Origin of the sequence: Mycobacterium sp. EPa45, assembly GCF_001021385.1 — a bacterium.
GTDB lineage: Bacteria > Actinomycetota > Actinomycetes > Mycobacteriales > Mycobacteriaceae > Mycobacterium.
Window position 1 is genome coordinate 5,662,860 of record NZ_CP011773.1, and the last position, 14,601, is coordinate 5,677,460.

The following is a 14,601-nucleotide window of genomic DNA, read 5'->3' on the forward strand; positions in this document are numbered from 1 at the left end:
CGACGAAGGAATACTCCCCTCACACAGCAGTCTGTCAGGTCCGCGGACACGTGAGCAAACCGGGCACAGGATCGGCTGCGCGCACCGGCCGCGTCCGGCACCGGGATGTCAACGACGCCGCCTAGGATCCTCGTCGTGGCGACGCCGGAAATCCCCCCGCAGTACCTGTTGTCGGAGCAGGCACCGCCGCCGCGCACGCTCATCGACATCCTCTACGAGACGGCCAATCGGTATCCCGAGGCCGCCGCGATCGACGACGGCACGGTGCAGTTGACCTACGCCGAGCTGATCGCCGACATCGAGGAAAGCGTCGAATGGCTGGCCGCCCGCGGGATCGGCCGCGGTGACCGGATCGGCATTCGGATGCCGTCGGGCAGTTACGCCCTGTATGTCGCAATCCTCTCGACGCTGGCGGCCGGCGCGGCGTACGTTCCGGTCGACGCCGACGATCCCGATGAGCGTGCAGAACTGGTCTTCCACGAGGCCGGCGTCGTCGCCGTCATCACCGAGGCAGGTCTGACGCGCGGGCCGGGCTCGTCGCGCGGCTGGCGGGCAACCGCCCCCCTGGGTCGCGACGACGCGTGGATCATCTTCACCTCGGGATCCACCGGAACCCCCAAGGGCGTTGCCGTCACCCATCGCAATGCGGCGGCGTTCGTCGATGCCGAGGCACGAATGTTCCTGCAGCACAATCCGATCGGGCCCGCAGACCGGGTGCTGGCCGGTCTGTCGGTGGCGTTCGACGCATCCTGCGAGGAGATGTGGCTGGCGTGGCGTTACGGGGCATGCCTGGTGCCGGCGCCACGCGCCCTGGTGCGCAGCGGTATGGACCTAGGGCCATGGTTGGTGGCGCGCGACATCACCGTGGTGTCCACGGTGCCCACGCTGGCGTCGCTGTGGCCGGCCGAAGCGCTCGAGCAGGTGCGGCTGCTGATCTTCGGCGGCGAGGCCTGCCCACCCGAGCTGGCCGAGCGACTCGCGGTCGACGGCCGCGAGGTGTGGAACACCTACGGGCCGACGGAAGCGACGGTGGTGGCCAGCGCCGCCCGCCTCGACGGGCGCAGCGCGGTCAGCATCGGCCGCCCGCTGCCGGGCTGGGACCTCGCAGTCGTCGACTCCAGCGGTGCGCCGGTCGCCATCGGCCAGGTTGGTGAACTGGTGATCGGCGGCGTCGGCCTGGCCCGCTATCTCGATCCGGAGAAAGACGCCGAGAAATACGCGCCGATGCCGACGCTGCAGTGGGCGCGCGCCTACCGCAGCGGTGACCTGGTCCGGCTGGAGGCCGACGGCCTGTACTTCCAGGGCCGCGCCGACGATCAGGTCAAGGTCGGCGGACGCCGCATTGAACTCGGTGAGGTCGACTCGGCGCTGGTGCACCTGCCGGGGGTCAGCGGGGGCGCCGCGGCGGTGCGGCGCACAGCGAGCGGCACGCCGATGCTGGTCGGTTATATCGCCAGTGCCAACCCCGACTTCGACCTCGCCGCCGCCCGCGCCCACCTGACGCAGGTCCTGCCCGCCGCGTTGGTACCCCGCCTGGTGTTGCTCGACGAACTCCCGACCCGGACCTCGGGCAAGGTCGATCGCAACGCGTTGCCCTGGCCGCCGCCGGGATATCAGGACTCCGAACCCGACCTGGGCGGCACGATGGGCTGGCTGGCCGGGTTGTGGCGCGACGTCCTCGGCGCGGTCGTCGACGGTCCCGAGGCCGACTTCTTCGCCCTCGGCGGCGGATCGCTGTCCGCGGCTCAGCTGGTGGCCGCGCTGCGCCAGCGCTATCCACAGCTGACCGTCGCCCAGCTCTACGACCACCCCAGGCTGGGGTCGCTGGCCGAGTTCCTCGAAGAACAGAAACCTCCGGCCGCGGTCACCCCACGCACCGTCGATCCGACGCCGGTGTCGACGCAGGCCGCCCAGGTGCTGCTGTCGGTGCCGCTGGCCACCCTGACCGGGCTGCAGTGGGTGACGTGGCTGGCACTGATCAACAATGTGGCCCTCACCGTGCACCCGCTGCCATGGCTGGTGCCGGTCAACTGGTGGCTGGTGGCGGTGGCGTTCATCTTGTTCATCACCCCGATCGGGCGGATGGGCATCGCCGTGCTGGGAGCACGCACGCTGCTGTCCGGACTGGAGCCGGGCACCTACCGCCGTGGCGGATCCGAGCACCTGCGGGTGTGGCTGGCCGAACGGCTGGCCGACGCCAGCGGCGCCGAGAACCTCGCGGGTGCGCCGTGGCTGGTGTACTACGCACGGGCGCTGGGTAACAAGGTCGGCAAAGGCGTGGATCTGCATTCGGCGCCACCGGTGACCGGCATGCTTGCGCTCGGTCACCGGGTGTCCATCGAACCGGAGGTCGACCTGACCGGGCATTGGATCGACGGCGACCTGTTCCATGTCGGCCCGATCAGCGTCGGCAACGACGCCAGCATCGGGGCGCGCACCACATTGTTCCCGGGTGCCGTCGTCGGCAAGAACGCCGACGTGGCACCGGGCTCGGGAGTCGTCGGCAAGGTGAAGAACGGGCAGTACTGGAAGGGTTCCCCGGCAATCAAGTCCGGCAAGGCCCGTCATCCGTGGCCGCAGTACCGGCCGCCGCGGGCGCCGCTGTGGGTGGCCGCGTACGGCGTGACCTCCATACTGCTCGGGGCGGTGCCGCTGGTGGCACTGGCCATCGGTTTGGGCGTGCTGGTATGGCCGGCCCGGCACAGCGCGACGCTGACATCAGCCATCGCGGCGGCCGCACCGTGGGTTCCGGTTGCAGCGCTGGCGTCTCTGGTCTTCTACGCAGTGATCACCGTTCTCAAGGTGCGGATCCTCGCGATCGGACTGCGCGAGGGCTATCACCCGGTGCGCAGCCGGGTGGGCTGGCAACTGTGGACCACCGAACGGCTGATGGACGCCGCCCGCAACTACCTGTTCCCGCTGTACGCCAGCCTGCTCACCCCGTGGTGGCTGCGGGCGCTCGGCGCGAAAGTGGGCCGCAACACCGAGATCTCGACCGCACTGTTGACACCGAAGTTCACCGTTGTCGAGGACGCCGCATTCCTGGCCGACGACACGATGGTCGCCTCCTACGAGCTCGGCGGCGGCTGGATCCACGTCGCCAAGGCCACTGTCGGCAAGCGGGCATTCCTGGGTAACTCCGGGATCACCCAGCCGGGCCGACGGGTCCCGGACGACGGATTGGTGGCGGTGCTTTCGGCTGCCCCGCACAAGGCGAAGGCCGGTTCCTCGTGGCTGGGCAGCCCGCCGATCCGGTTGCGACGCCGCGCCGACGAAGCCGACGCATCGCTGACCTACACCCCGCCGATGCGGTTGAAAGTCATGCGCGCCGCCGTCGAGACCTGCCGGCTGATCCCGGTCATCGTCACCTTCGCGATCGGGGTGGCAGTACTGGCCGCACTGCAAGCGCTGGTGCTGGAATTCGGTTATGGCTGGGCGGCATTGGCCGGCGGCGTCGTGTTGCTGATCGCCGGTGCGGTCGCCGGCGGTATCGCCGTGGCTGCCAAATGGCTTGTGGTGGGTCATATCCCAGCGGGTGAACATCCCCTGTGGTCCTCGTTCGTGTGGCGCAACGAGGTGTCGGACACCTTCGTGGAGACGGTGGCCGCGCCGTGGTTCGCCCGCGCCGCCAGCGGGACCCCGGTGATGAACCTGTGGCTGCGGGCGCTGGGCGCGAAGATCGGCCGCGGCGTGTGGTGCGAGACGTACTGGCTGCCGGAAGCCGACCTGGTGACGCTGCAGCGCGCCAGCACCGTCAACCGCGGCTGCGTGGTGCAGACGCATCTGTTCCATGATCGGATCATGCGCATGGACACCGTCGTGCTCGACGAGGGTGCCACGCTCGGACCGCACTGCGTTGCGTTGCCCGCCGCCAAGCTCGGCGCCGGCGCCACCGTCGGCCCGGCCTCACTGGTGATGCGCGGCGACGAGGTACCGCCGTCGACCCGATGGCAGGGCAATCCAATTGCGCCATGGCTCATTTCGAGGAAGAAGACACGCGACGAAGCTCCCTCGCGCAAATCCGAGGACAGCGCCGCGTGAAACAGCCCGCCAAGAAGGCCGCCAAGAAAGGCGGTCCACCCGTCATCGATCCGTACCTGCCGAACAACGGCAACTTCGGCTACCGAGTGTCGCGCTACGAGCTGGACCTCGAGTACAAGGTCGCGATCAACCGCCTGACCGGTACCGCCACCATCACCGCGACGACGCTGGCGTCACTGAAGACGTTCACGCTGGATCTGTCCTCCGCGCTGTCGGTGTCGAAGGTGACGGTCAACGGCCGTCGCCCGGCCAACTTCTCGGCCTCCAACGGCAAGCTGCACATCACCCTGTCCACGCCGCTGCCGGCCGGTGCGGCGATGTCGATCAGCGTTCGATACGGGGGGAACCCGCGGCCCATCCGAAGTTATTGGGGGGAAGTCGGTTTCGAGGAGCTATCGAACGGCGCGCTGGTCGCCGGTCAGCCGAACGGGGCGGCGTCATGGTTCCCCTGCGACGACCATCCGAGCGCCAAGGCCAGCTACCGCATCCAGATCAGCACCGACAGCCCCTACCGCGCGCTGGCCAACGGCGAACTGGTGTCACGGCGGGTCCGCGCCGCGCAGACCGTGTGGACCTACGAACAGCCGGAGCCGACGTCGACCTATCTGATCACGTTGCAGATCGGCATGTACGGCACCCACAAGCTGCCCAAGGCCCAGGTGCCGATGCAGGCGGTGCTGCCGGACCGGCTGCGGCCCGACTTCGACCACGACTTCGGGCGGCAGCCGCAGATGATGAAGTTGTTCATCAACCTGTTCGGCCCGTACCCGTTGGGCCATGGCTACACCGTTGTGGTGACCGACGACGACCTCGAAATACCACTTGAGGCACAAGGTATTTCGATCTTCGGCGCCAACCATTGCGACGGTAAGCGCGGTGCCGAGCGGCTGATCGCGCACGAGTTGGCCCACCAGTGGTTCGGCAACAGCGTGACCGTGCGGCGCTGGCGCGACATCTGGTTGCACGAGGGATTCGCCTCCTACGCCGAATGGTTGTGGTCGGAGGACTCCGGCGGCCGAACCGCCGATCAGTGGGCCCACCACTATCACGCCAAGCTGGAGTCCTCGCCGCAGGATCTGCTGCTGGCCGACCCCGGGCCGCGCGACATGTTCGACGACCGGGTCTACAAGCGCGGTGCACTCACCCTGCACGTCCTGCGCGGCACCCTCGGTGACGACAACTTCTTTGCGCTGCTGCGGGATTGGACCAGCCGGCACCGGCACAGCACGGTGGTGACCGATGACTTCACCGGCCTTGCCGCCAACTACGCCGACGTTTCGCTGCGTCCGCTGTGGGATGCCTGGCTGTACTCCACCGAGGTGCCGCGGCTGTGACCGACGCGGGCGCCGGAACCGGGGCGATCACCCGCAGCAGCGTGGCCAGAGTCGGTGCAGCCACCGCGATCTCGGCGGTGTGCGGCTACGCGGTGCTCTATCTGGCCGCCCGCGCGCTCGACCCGGCCGGCTTCTCGGTGTTCGGGGTCTTCTGGGGTGCGTTCGGGTTGGTCGGCGGTGCGGCGTACGGGCTGCTGCAGGAGGCCACCCGGGAGGTGCGCTCGGCAGCCTACGTCGAGATCGCCGAGGGACCCCGTACCCACCCGATGCGGGTCGCGATGGCCGTCGGCGTGGTCGCCGCTCTCGTCATGGCGGGCACGTCGTTGCTGTGGGCGCCGCATGTGTTCAGCCAGTCCCGACCCCTGTCGGTGGTGCTGCTCAGCGTAGGCCTGGCCGGCTTCTGCATCCATGCAACACTTTTGGGCCTGCTGGCCGGGACCGGGCGCTGGGGTGGTTACGGGGCCCTGATGGTCACCGACGCCGTCATGCGGGTCGTGGTGGCAGTGGTGGCGTTCGCGGTGGGCTGGGGCCTGGATGGATTCCTGTGGGCGACGGTCGCCGGTGCGATCGGATGGCTGCTCTTGTTGGCGGCGTCACCGGGAGCACGTACCGCGGCCGGACTGCGCACCCCCGGCAGCACCGCGACCTTCCTGCGCGGCGCCGGGCATTCGATCGCCGCCGCAGGCGCGAGCGCGATCCTCGTCATGGGATTCCCGGTGTTGCTCAAAGCGACCTCCGGCGGTGACCTCGGTGCGGCCGGCGGCGTGGTGATCCTGGCGGTGACGTTGACCCGCGCGCCGCTGTTGGTTCCGCTCACCGCGATGCAGGGCAATCTGATCGCGCACTTCGTGGACCACCGCGGCCACCGGCTCAAGGCGTTGATCGCCCCCGCGGCCGTCGTGCTCGGGCTCGGCGCCGTCGGGGTGGTGGCCGCCGGACTGCTCGGGCCGTGGCTGATCAGGGTGGCGTTCGGCGACGAGTACGGTCCCGGCGGGGTGCTGCTGGCCTGGCTGACCGCCGGGGCGGTGGCGATCGCGCTACTGACCGTGACGGGCGCGGCGACAGTGGCGGCCGGCCTGCACCGGGCGTACTCGATCGGCTGGGTCGGGGCCACGGTCGTCTCGGCGGCCCTGCTGAGCCTGCCCATGGACCTGACCGATCGCACCGTGGTCGCCCTGCTGTGCGGACCGCTGGTCGGAATAGCCGTCCACCTGGCCGCACTGGCCCGCGCCGCACGCTGAAGCACCGGTTCTCGGCGTGTACCTTGTGGACATCGACACGCCCTACCCCGACGCCTGGATCATCGTGCCGGCGTTCAACGAAGCGAAGGTCATCGCCGACGTCATCGCGGACCTGCGCCAAGTCTTCGACCATGTGGTGTGCGTCGACGACGGCAGCAACGACGACACCGCCGATATCGCTCTGCGCGCAGGCGCCCACGTGGTCCGCCATCCGGTGAACCTCGGTCAGGGCGCCGCCATTCAGACCGGGGTCGAATACGCCCGCAGCCAACCCGGCGCTGCGGTGTTCGTCACGTTCGACGCCGACGGGCAGCACCGCGTCAAGGACGTCCTGGTGATGATCGACCGCCTGGCCAAGGGCGACGTCGACGTCGTGATCGGCACCCGCTTCGCCGGCACGACCGTCAGCCAGACCCCGCCGCTGAAGCGGCTCATCCTTCGTGCGGCCGCCATGCTGAGCCCGAGCAGTCACCGGCTGCACCTGACCGACTCGCACAACGGGTTGCGGGTGTTCAACAAGACCGTGGCCGACAACCTCAACCTCACGATGAACGGCATGAGCCATGCGACCGAATTCATCACGTTGATCGTCGAAAACCATTGGCGGGTGGCCGAAGAGCCCGTCGAAATCCTCTACACCGAGTACTCGATGTCGAAGGGCCAGCCCCTGCTGAACGGGGTGAACATCGTCTTCGACGGTTTCCTGCGCGGAAGGATGCGCCGATGAACTGGATCCAGGTACTGCTGATCGCCGCGGTGATCGCGCTGCTGGTCTACCTGCTGCGGTCTCGCACCAACGCCAAAGCCAAGGCATGGGTCAAGGTCGGCTACGTGATGTTCGTGATCCTCGCGGTCTACGCGATCCTGCGGCCTGATGACACCACGGTGCTGGCGAACTTCCTCGGCGTCCGGCGTGGTGCCGACCTCATCACCTATGCGCTGATCATCGCGTTCGTGTTCACGACGATGAGCACGTATCTGCGGTTCAAGGAGCTCGAGCTCAAGTACGCCCGGCTGGCACGGGCGGTCGCGCTCGAGGGGGCGCGGACGCCGGAGCGTTAGTTTCGGAAGTAGTCCACCGTTCGGGCGATGCCCTCTTCGAGGCGCACCTGCGGGTGCCATCCGAGCACCATCTCGGCCTTGCGGACATCCAGGCAGGATCGCTTCAGATCGCCAAGCCGCGCAGGCGCGAACTCCGGGTCGTCGGCGACCCCGACCACCTTGGCCACCACCGAGTGCAGCTGCCGGTCGCTGGTTTCCACGCCCGTGCCGATGTTGAACCGCTGCCCACATCCGCCCGCGCCGGAGGCCCGGACGAAGGCGTCGACGACGTCGTCGACGAACACATAGTCGCGGGTGTTGGAGCCGTCGCCGTAGACCCTGGTCGGCTGCCCAGCCAGCATCGCGTTGGCGAAGATCGCGACGACCCCGGCCTCGCCATGCGGGTCCTGGCGCGGGCCATAGACATTCGACGGCGCGATGAACGAGCAGTCCACGCCGTAGAGGTGGCGGAAGGTGTTGAGGTAGATCTCGCCCGCGACCTTGCTGGCCGCATAGGGCGAGGCGGGATCGACCGGAGTTGTCTCGTTGACCGGAAAGTTCGTCGGCGCACCGTAGATCGAGCCGCCCGAGGAGGTGTGGACGACCTTGCGGACCCCGGTGCGGCGGGCCGCCTCGGCCAGCCGGACGGTGCCGATGACGTTGATCGCTGCGTCGAATTCCGGTTCCTCCACCGAGCGACGCACATCGATCTGGGCGGCAAGGTGGTGGACGACCTCAGGCTTGTGCTTCTCGAACAGGCCGATCAGATCCGCGTCGGCAATGTCCGCCTCGACGAACTCGAACCGCCCGTCGGCGCCTGCCGCCGCCAGGTTCTCGATGCGGCCACGGCTCAGATCGTCGAGCCCGACGACGGTGTGGCCGTCGGCGAGCAGACGATCGACCAGCGTCGACCCGATGAAGCCGGCAGCCCCCGTGACCAGTACCTGCATGGCGGTCACCCTACCGGCAGGTGAGTACAGTCGACGCGATGGCAGTTCCGACCCGGGTGGCGCGCATGCCACCGGTGGCTGCTGCGGCCGTCGTTCTCATCGCGGTGCAACTCGTGGTCCGCGCGATCCTGGCGTTCGGTGGTTACTTCTACTGGGACGACCTGATCCTGGTGGGCCGGGCCGGCACCCAGGATCTGCTGTCGGCGTCGTATCTGTTCGACGACCACGACGGGCACGTCATGCCCGGCGCATTTCTGGTGGCCGGGTCGATCACCCGGGCGGCCCCGCTGGTGTGGGCGTGGCCGGCGGTCAGTCTGGTGGTGCTGCAGCTGCTGGTGTCGCTGGCGGTGCTGCGTGTGCTGCACGTGATCCTCGGCTGGCGTCCGGTGTTGTTGATTCCGTTGTGCTTCGCCCTCTTCACACCGTTGGGCGTGCCCGGGTTCGCGTGGTGGGCGGCGGCGCTGAATTCGCTGCCGATGCTGGCCGCGATGGCATGGGTGTGCGCCGACGCGATCCTGTTGGTGCGCACCGGGAATCGTCGCTATGCCAGCACCGCGGTATTGGTGTATTTCGGCGGCCTGCTGTTCTTCGAGAAGGCGGCGGTCATCCCGTTCGTCGCATTCGCGGTGACCGCACTGCTGTGTCACGTGCAAGGTGACACCGCCGCGCTGCGCACGGTGTGGCGCCGCGGCCTAGGGCTGTGGGCGCCCGCGCTGGCGGTGACGGCGGTGTGGGTGGCGGTGTACCTGTTCGTCGTCGACCACCGGCGGTGGAGCTCGGATCTGGCGATGACGTGGGACCTGTTGTGCCGCTCGGTTACTCGCGGGATCGTGCCAGGACTGGCCGGCGGTCCATGGGAGTGGCAGCGGTGGGCGCCCGCTTCCCCCTGGGCGGTGCCGCCGCTGTCGGTGACGGTCCTGGGCTGGCTGGTACTGATCGCGGTCGTGGCGCTGTCCCTGGTGCGCAAACGGCGCATCGGTTGGGTGTGGTTGGTGGCCGTCGCGTATGCGGTGGCCTGTCAGATCCCGATCTATCTGCTGCGTTCGTCGAAGTTCACCGCCCTGGAGCTGGCCCAGACCCTGCGGTATTTCCCCGACCTGGTGGTCGTGTTGACATTGCTTGCCGCGGTGGCGTTCTGCGCGCCGAACCGCGACTCGGCCTGGCTGAACGTCTCACGTTCGCGCACCGTTGCGGTGGTCGTTGTCGGGGTGGCGTTCGTCGCCAGCAGCCTGTATTCGACGTCGACGTTCCTGAGCAGCTGGCGTGACAATCCGGCACAGCCCTACCTGCAGAACGCGATTCGCGGGCTGGCGCAGGCGCGGGCGTCCTCGTCGGCGCCGCTGCTGGACCAGGAGGTCGACCCGCTGGTGCTGCAGCGCGTCGCCTACCCGGAGAACCTGGCCAGCCACATGTTCGCCTTGGTTCGCGAGCGTCCTGAATTCGCGGGTTCCACAACACAATTGCGCATGCTCGACAGCAGCGGCCGACTGGTGAATGCCATCGTCACCTGGACCCGCACGATCGTCGCGGGTCCCCAGCCCGGCTGCGGTTACTTCGTCCAGCCCGACGCTCCCGTACGGATGCCATTGGACGGACCGCTGTTACCCGCGGACTGGACGGCGGAGATCAACTACCTGGCCAACAGCGACGGCTCGATGCTGATGAAGCTGAACGAGGGACCCGAGACCAAGGTGGCCGTGCACCCCGGGCTGAACCGGGTGTTCGTGCGGCTGCCGGGGGCCGGTGACGCGATCACCGTGCGCGCGTCGACCGCTGCGCTGTCGTTGTGCCTGGCGTCGGGACCGGTCGGGTATCTGGCGCCGCACTGACCCCAGCGGTGTGCCAAAGTGCTTTGTATGTCTAACTTGCGCGAGGATGGTCTACGTGTCTTCCGGGAGATGCTGCCCGGCACCCTGCCCGATGGTGAGGTCGACTTCGGCGGCGGCTTCGCCCCCGAACTGATGGACATCGGCGTCGAAAGCGTGTTCGGCCGGCTGTGGACTCGCGAGGGGCTCAGCCGCCGCGACCGCAGCCTGGTGACGTTGGGCATCCTGATCGCGCTGCGCGCCACCGAGGAGATGAACGCGCACTTCCGCATCGCCCGGCAGAACGGCCTGTCCGAGGACGAACTGGCCGAGGTGATCTACCACGCCAGCGGCTACGCGGGCTTCCCCGCGGCGGCCACCGCCCGCAATATCGCCGCAGAAGCGCTCGGCGGGGCGTGACCGCCGGCGCTATGTCGTTTCGCGACCGCGTTTCGTTAACAGCTTCGCGTAGATTCACAGCGAACTAATTCAGAATTTTCTCCGCCCGGATACAGATAATCACCGATCCGGGTCGATTTCGCATTCTCTTGTCTTGTAACGGTTTAGGGCTACGCCCTAGAGGCAAGCCTCTCCCTGGGGTCGGGGAAACCGTTTACGCGACAGCGCGTAGCAAACGGATGTCAGTGAGTTGCAATCAGTGCAGGAGGTTCACGCAGTGGACATCAAGAAGATCGCGGCAGGTGCCGCAACCGCAGGTGTGCTTGGACTTGGCGGGCTTGGAGTCGGCGCGGGGCTGGCACAGGCAGATCCCCACGGGACGCCCCCGAATCCGGGGCACTCGGACAACGGGAGCGGAAACGGTCAGGGCCAGTGGCCCTCGACGATCACCGGGCCGGGCGTGAACGCCGGCACACCGGGCAACCCGCTGCCGCCGGGGCAGGGCTTCCTGCCGCCTCCGGGACATGGTGGACCGGCCCTGGAGGCCCGGATCACCTACCCCGACATTCCGGACTGGGTGACGATGCCGGTGCTTCCGCCGCTCGACATTCCGCAGCCGCCGTTGCCGGACTGGGCAGTGAATCTCAACCTGCCGACCGTGTGGAATCCGGAGCTGAACGCCTGGGGCGTCTGGGACGCTTCGTCGAGCGTGTTCGTCCGGATCTGACGTAGACAAAGAGACAGCCGCCTCACCCGATAGGTGAGGCGGCTGTTTCGTGTAGTGCTGGAGCCACCTAGGAGAATCGAACTCCTGACCTATTCATTACGAGTGAATCGCTCTACCGACTGAGCTAAGGTGGCGCGGCCCGCCGAGGACCGAGCAGTGAGTCTACAGGTCCGAACGCAGCGCCTGACCCACGGTGGCCACCATCGCATCGACCGCGAACTTGGGCTTGACGTTGATCGCCAACGCCTCCCGGCACTCGAGCACCGCCTCGATACAGCGCAGCAGCCGTTCCGGGGACGCATGCGCCGCCAGCGCCGCCACCCGCTCGGCCATATCGGGATGATTCGGTGCCACCGAGCCGGCGCCGTTGGCCACCAGCAGCGCATCCCGGAAGTACGTCGCCAGGTCGATCAGCGCACGATCCAGTGCGTCGCGCGAGGCGCGGGTCTGACGCGACTTCTGCCGTCGCTCGAGGTCCTTGATCGCACCCGCGGAACCCCGCAGTGTCCCAGCGGTGCCCTTACCGGTGCCGCCGGCGCCCAACGCGGTGCGCAGCTCATCCGCCTCGGCCTCGTCACGGCCGACGTTGACCGCCCGCGCCTCGGCCTCGGCGGTGGCGACGAGCTCCTCGGCGGCCGCATATGCCCGCGATGGGGTCGCGGCGTCGCGGGCCAGACCCAACGCGCGGGCTCGTCGTTCACGGGCATCGGGATCGGTGGCCAGCCGCCGGGCCCGCCCGACATGGCCACCACTGATCGACGCCGCCCACTGCGCCTCCTCTGCGGAGAGACCGTCGCTGTCCATCAGCACCTGCGCGATCGCCGCGGCCGGCGGCGTCACCAGCGCCACGTGGCGGCACCGCGAACGCAGGGTGATCGCGATGTCCTCCGGATCCACCGACGGCGCACAGAGCAGGAACACCGTGGATGGGGGTGGTTCCTCCACCACCTTGAGCAGGGCGTTCGCCGCGCCCTCGGTCAGACGGTCCGCATCCTCGACCACCACGACCTGCCAGCGGCCGGTGCTCGGCCGCCGGGACGCGATCTGGACGATCGCGCGCATCTCGTCGACTCCGATGGACAAACCCTCGGGAACGATCCGCCGGACATCGCCGTGCGTGCCGGCCATCGTCGTCGTGCAGGCCCGGCACTCCCCACACCCCGGCGTGCCCTCGGACGTGCATTGCAGGGCAGCCGCGAAGCACTGCGCCGCGACCGAGCGGCCCGATCCCGGCGGGCCGGTGATCAGCCAGGCGTGTGTCATGGTCCCGGTGGCGGCCACATCGTGAGCGGAATCACCCCGCGCCGCCCATGCGGCGGCCACCAGCTCCGCTTCCACGGCGCTTTGGCCCACCAACCGTGTGAAAACTCCGGACATCGCCTCAGACACTAGTGCTCAGCAACGACACAACCGCCGCCCACCGGGTTTTGAAGGTGCTGATCGGTCGCTCTGTACCGATACGGTGGGACCGTGAGCACCGCGCAATTCAGCCCGGGGCGAATCAATGGATTCGTCCGGTGGGTCGCGCGCACGCCCTGGCCGGTGTTTTCCCTGGGCATGCTGCAGGCCGACATCATCGGTGCGCTGCTGGTGCTGGGCTTCCTGCGGTTCGGGTTGCCCCCGTCGGATCGGGTCATGCTGCAGGACCTGCCGACGCTGAACCTGGTCATCTTCCTGAGCTACCTGTTCATCTCGTTCGGGGTCGGTGCATTCGTCAGCCTCAAGCTGCTCGTTCCGGTGTTCCGCTGGCAACGCCGTGACGCGCTCCTGGCCGAGGACGACCCGGCCGTCACCGAACAGGCCCGGCTGCGGGCACTGCGGATGCCGGTGTATCGCTCGGTGATCAGCATGACGAACTGGGTGCTCGGCGCGGTGGTGTTCATCGCCGCCAGCTGGCCGGTGGCCAGCCATGCCGCACCCGTGCTGGCGGTGTCCACGCTGCTGGGCGCCACCGCCACCACGATCATCGGCTACCTGCAGTCCGAGCGGGTGTTGCGTCCGGTGGCGGTCGCGGCGCTGCGTGGCGGGGTTCCGGAGAAGTTCCACCGCCCGGGCGTCGTCCAACGACTGGTGCTGACCTGGCTGCTGTCCACCGGGGTGCCACTGCTGGCGATCGTGCTGTCGGTCGTGGCCAGTAAGTTCTCGCTGCTGGCGGCCTCGGCCGACGCCCTGTTCACGCCGATCCTGCTGATGGCCGTGGCCGCGCTTGTGGTCGGGATGGCCGGCAACGTGCTGGCAGCGATGTCGATCGCGGACCCACTACGGCAGCTGCGCTGGGCGCTCGGCGAGGTCCAGCGCGGCAACTACAACGCCCACATGCAGATCTACGACGCCAGCGAGCTCGGCCTGCTGCAGGCCGGCTTCAACGACATGGTCCGCGACTTGAGCGAACGCCAGCGGCTGCGCGACCTGTTCGGCCGCTACGTCGGCGAGGACGTCGCCAGGCGCGCTTTGGAGCGGGGCACCGAGCTCGGCGGCCAGGAGCGCGACGTCGCGGTGCTGTTCGTCGACCTGGTCGGGTCAACCCAGCTGGCCGCGTCGCGACCGCCCAGCGAGGTCGTCAGCATGCTCAACGAGTTCTTCCGGGTGGTCGTCGAGACGGTCAAGAAGCACGGCGGTTTCGTCAACAAGTTCCAGGGTGACGCGGCGCTGTGCATCTTCGGCGCGCCCATCGAACACCCCGACGCCTCCGGGGCGGCGCTGGCGGCTTCACGCGAACTGCACGACGAACTGGTCGGGGTGCTGGGCCAAACCGAATTCGGTATCGGGGTATCGGCCGGGCGCGCCATCGCCGGGCACATCGGCGCGCAGGCCCGCTTCGAGTACACCGTGATCGGCGACCCGGTCAACGAGGCCGCCCGGCTGACGGAGCTGGCCAAGCTGGAGAACGGCCACGTGCTGGCGTCGGCGATCGCGGTCAGCGGCGCCCTGGACGCCGAGGCGCTGTGCTGGAACGTCGGCGAGATCGTCGAGCTCCGCGGCCGCCGGGCACCGACGCAACTGGCCCGCCCGGTAAACCTTCTCCTGCCCAGCCAAACCAGCGAAATCGCTACTGGCTGAGGC

11 protein-coding genes and 1 tRNA gene are annotated in these 14,601 nt (G+C 68.5%); 9 read left to right on the plus strand and 3 right to left on the minus strand.

Annotated elements, in window-relative coordinates:
- The first annotated feature begins 105 nt into the window (after positions 1 to 105).
- The 5 genes from AB431_RS26895 to AB431_RS26915 are packed head-to-tail and all read left to right on the plus strand — an operon-like array spanning position 106 to position 7,678.
- Positions 106 to 4,041, plus strand: a complete 3,936-nt coding sequence (locus AB431_RS26895) for a Pls/PosA family non-ribosomal peptide synthetase (RefSeq protein ID WP_082135816.1) — start codon at positions 106 to 108, stop codon at positions 4,039 to 4,041.
- Positions 4,038 to 5,375, plus strand: coding sequence for a M1 family metallopeptidase (locus AB431_RS26900; protein WP_047332519.1), 1,338 nt, complete (start codon positions 4,038 to 4,040; stop codon positions 5,373 to 5,375). Before AB431_RS26895 ends, AB431_RS26900 begins: the two co-directional genes overlap by 4 nt.
- Positions 5,372 to 6,616: a hypothetical protein gene (locus AB431_RS26905; protein WP_047332520.1), complete on the plus strand. Its 1,245-nt coding sequence runs from the start codon at positions 5,372 to 5,374 to the stop codon at positions 6,614 to 6,616. The genes AB431_RS26900 and AB431_RS26905 overlap by 4 nt, the downstream gene beginning before the upstream one ends.
- A 25-nt stretch (positions 6,617 to 6,641) precedes the next feature.
- Positions 6,642 to 7,343 (plus strand): glycosyltransferase family 2 protein, encoded by a 702-nt coding sequence (locus AB431_RS26910; protein ID WP_047332521.1) that lies wholly within the window; start codon positions 6,642 to 6,644, stop codon positions 7,341 to 7,343.
- Positions 7,340 to 7,678 carry a DUF2304 domain-containing protein gene (locus tag AB431_RS26915; RefSeq protein ID WP_047332522.1) on the plus strand — a complete coding sequence of 113 codons (339 nt, stop codon included), beginning with the start codon at positions 7,340 to 7,342 and terminating at the stop codon, positions 7,676 to 7,678. Before AB431_RS26910 ends, AB431_RS26915 begins: the two co-directional genes overlap by 4 nt.
- On the opposite strand, the gene AB431_RS26920 is transcribed toward AB431_RS26915, so the two are convergent.
- The gene (locus AB431_RS26920) at positions 7,675 to 8,607 is read right to left on the minus strand and encodes an NAD-dependent epimerase/dehydratase family protein (RefSeq protein WP_047333839.1); all 933 of its coding nucleotides are present in this window, start codon (positions 8,605 to 8,607) and stop codon (positions 7,675 to 7,677) included. The genes AB431_RS26915 and AB431_RS26920 overlap by 4 nt on opposite strands.
- Before the next feature lie 38 nt (positions 8,608 to 8,645).
- On the opposite strand from AB431_RS26920, the gene AB431_RS26925 reads away from it, so the two are divergent.
- From AB431_RS26925 to AB431_RS26935, 3 genes are all read left to right on the plus strand, one after another.
- Positions 8,646 to 10,436: a hypothetical protein gene (locus AB431_RS26925; protein ID WP_047332523.1), complete on the plus strand. Its 1,791-nt coding sequence runs from the start codon at positions 8,646 to 8,648 to the stop codon at positions 10,434 to 10,436.
- 27 nt (positions 10,437 to 10,463) lie between these two features.
- Entirely contained in the window at positions 10,464 to 10,832 is a 369-nt protein-coding gene (locus AB431_RS26930) for a carboxymuconolactone decarboxylase family protein (RefSeq protein ID WP_047332524.1), read from the plus strand.
- 256 nt (positions 10,833 to 11,088) lie between these two features.
- Positions 11,089 to 11,538: a hypothetical protein gene (locus AB431_RS26935; RefSeq protein ID WP_047332525.1), complete on the plus strand. Its 450-nt coding sequence runs from the start codon at positions 11,089 to 11,091 to the stop codon at positions 11,536 to 11,538.
- 58 nt (positions 11,539 to 11,596) lie between these two features.
- On the opposite strand, the gene AB431_RS26940 is transcribed toward AB431_RS26935, so the two are convergent.
- Positions 11,597 to 11,672: transfer RNA gene (locus AB431_RS26940), tRNA-Thr, on the minus strand.
- Positions 11,673 to 11,700: 28 nt separating this feature from the next.
- Positions 11,701 to 12,915: a DNA polymerase III subunit delta' gene (locus tag AB431_RS26945; protein WP_047332526.1), complete on the minus strand. Its 1,215-nt coding sequence runs from the start codon at positions 12,913 to 12,915 to the stop codon at positions 11,701 to 11,703.
- 72 nt (positions 12,916 to 12,987) lie between these two features.
- On the opposite strand from AB431_RS26945, the gene AB431_RS26950 reads away from it, so the two are divergent.
- Positions 12,988 to 14,598 (plus strand): adenylate/guanylate cyclase domain-containing protein, encoded by a 1,611-nt coding sequence (locus tag AB431_RS26950; RefSeq protein WP_200902794.1) that lies wholly within the window; start codon positions 12,988 to 12,990, stop codon positions 14,596 to 14,598.
- Positions 14,599 to 14,601: the final 3 nt, after the last annotated feature.

Bases quoted from the DNA above. Each gene is read 5' to 3' on its own strand.
- AB431_RS26925 (WP_047332523.1), top strand. From the start codon at position 8,646: ATGGCAGTTCCGACCCGGGTGGCGCGCATGCCACCGGTGGCTGCTGCG.
- AB431_RS26930 (WP_047332524.1), top strand. From the start codon at position 10,464: ATGTCTAACTTGCGCGAGGATGGTCTACGTGTCTTCCGGGAGATGCTG.
- AB431_RS26945 (WP_047332526.1), bottom strand. From the start codon at position 12,915: ATGTCCGGAGTTTTCACACGGTTGGTGGGCCAAAGCGCCGTGGAAGCG.
- AB431_RS26895 (WP_082135816.1), top strand. From the start codon at position 106: ATGTCAACGACGCCGCCTAGGATCCTCGTCGTGGCGACGCCGGAAATC.
- AB431_RS26920 (WP_047333839.1), bottom strand. From the start codon at position 8,607: ATGCAGGTACTGGTCACGGGGGCTGCCGGCTTCATCGGGTCGACGCTG.
- AB431_RS26915 (WP_047332522.1), top strand. From the start codon at position 7,340: ATGAACTGGATCCAGGTACTGCTGATCGCCGCGGTGATCGCGCTGCTG.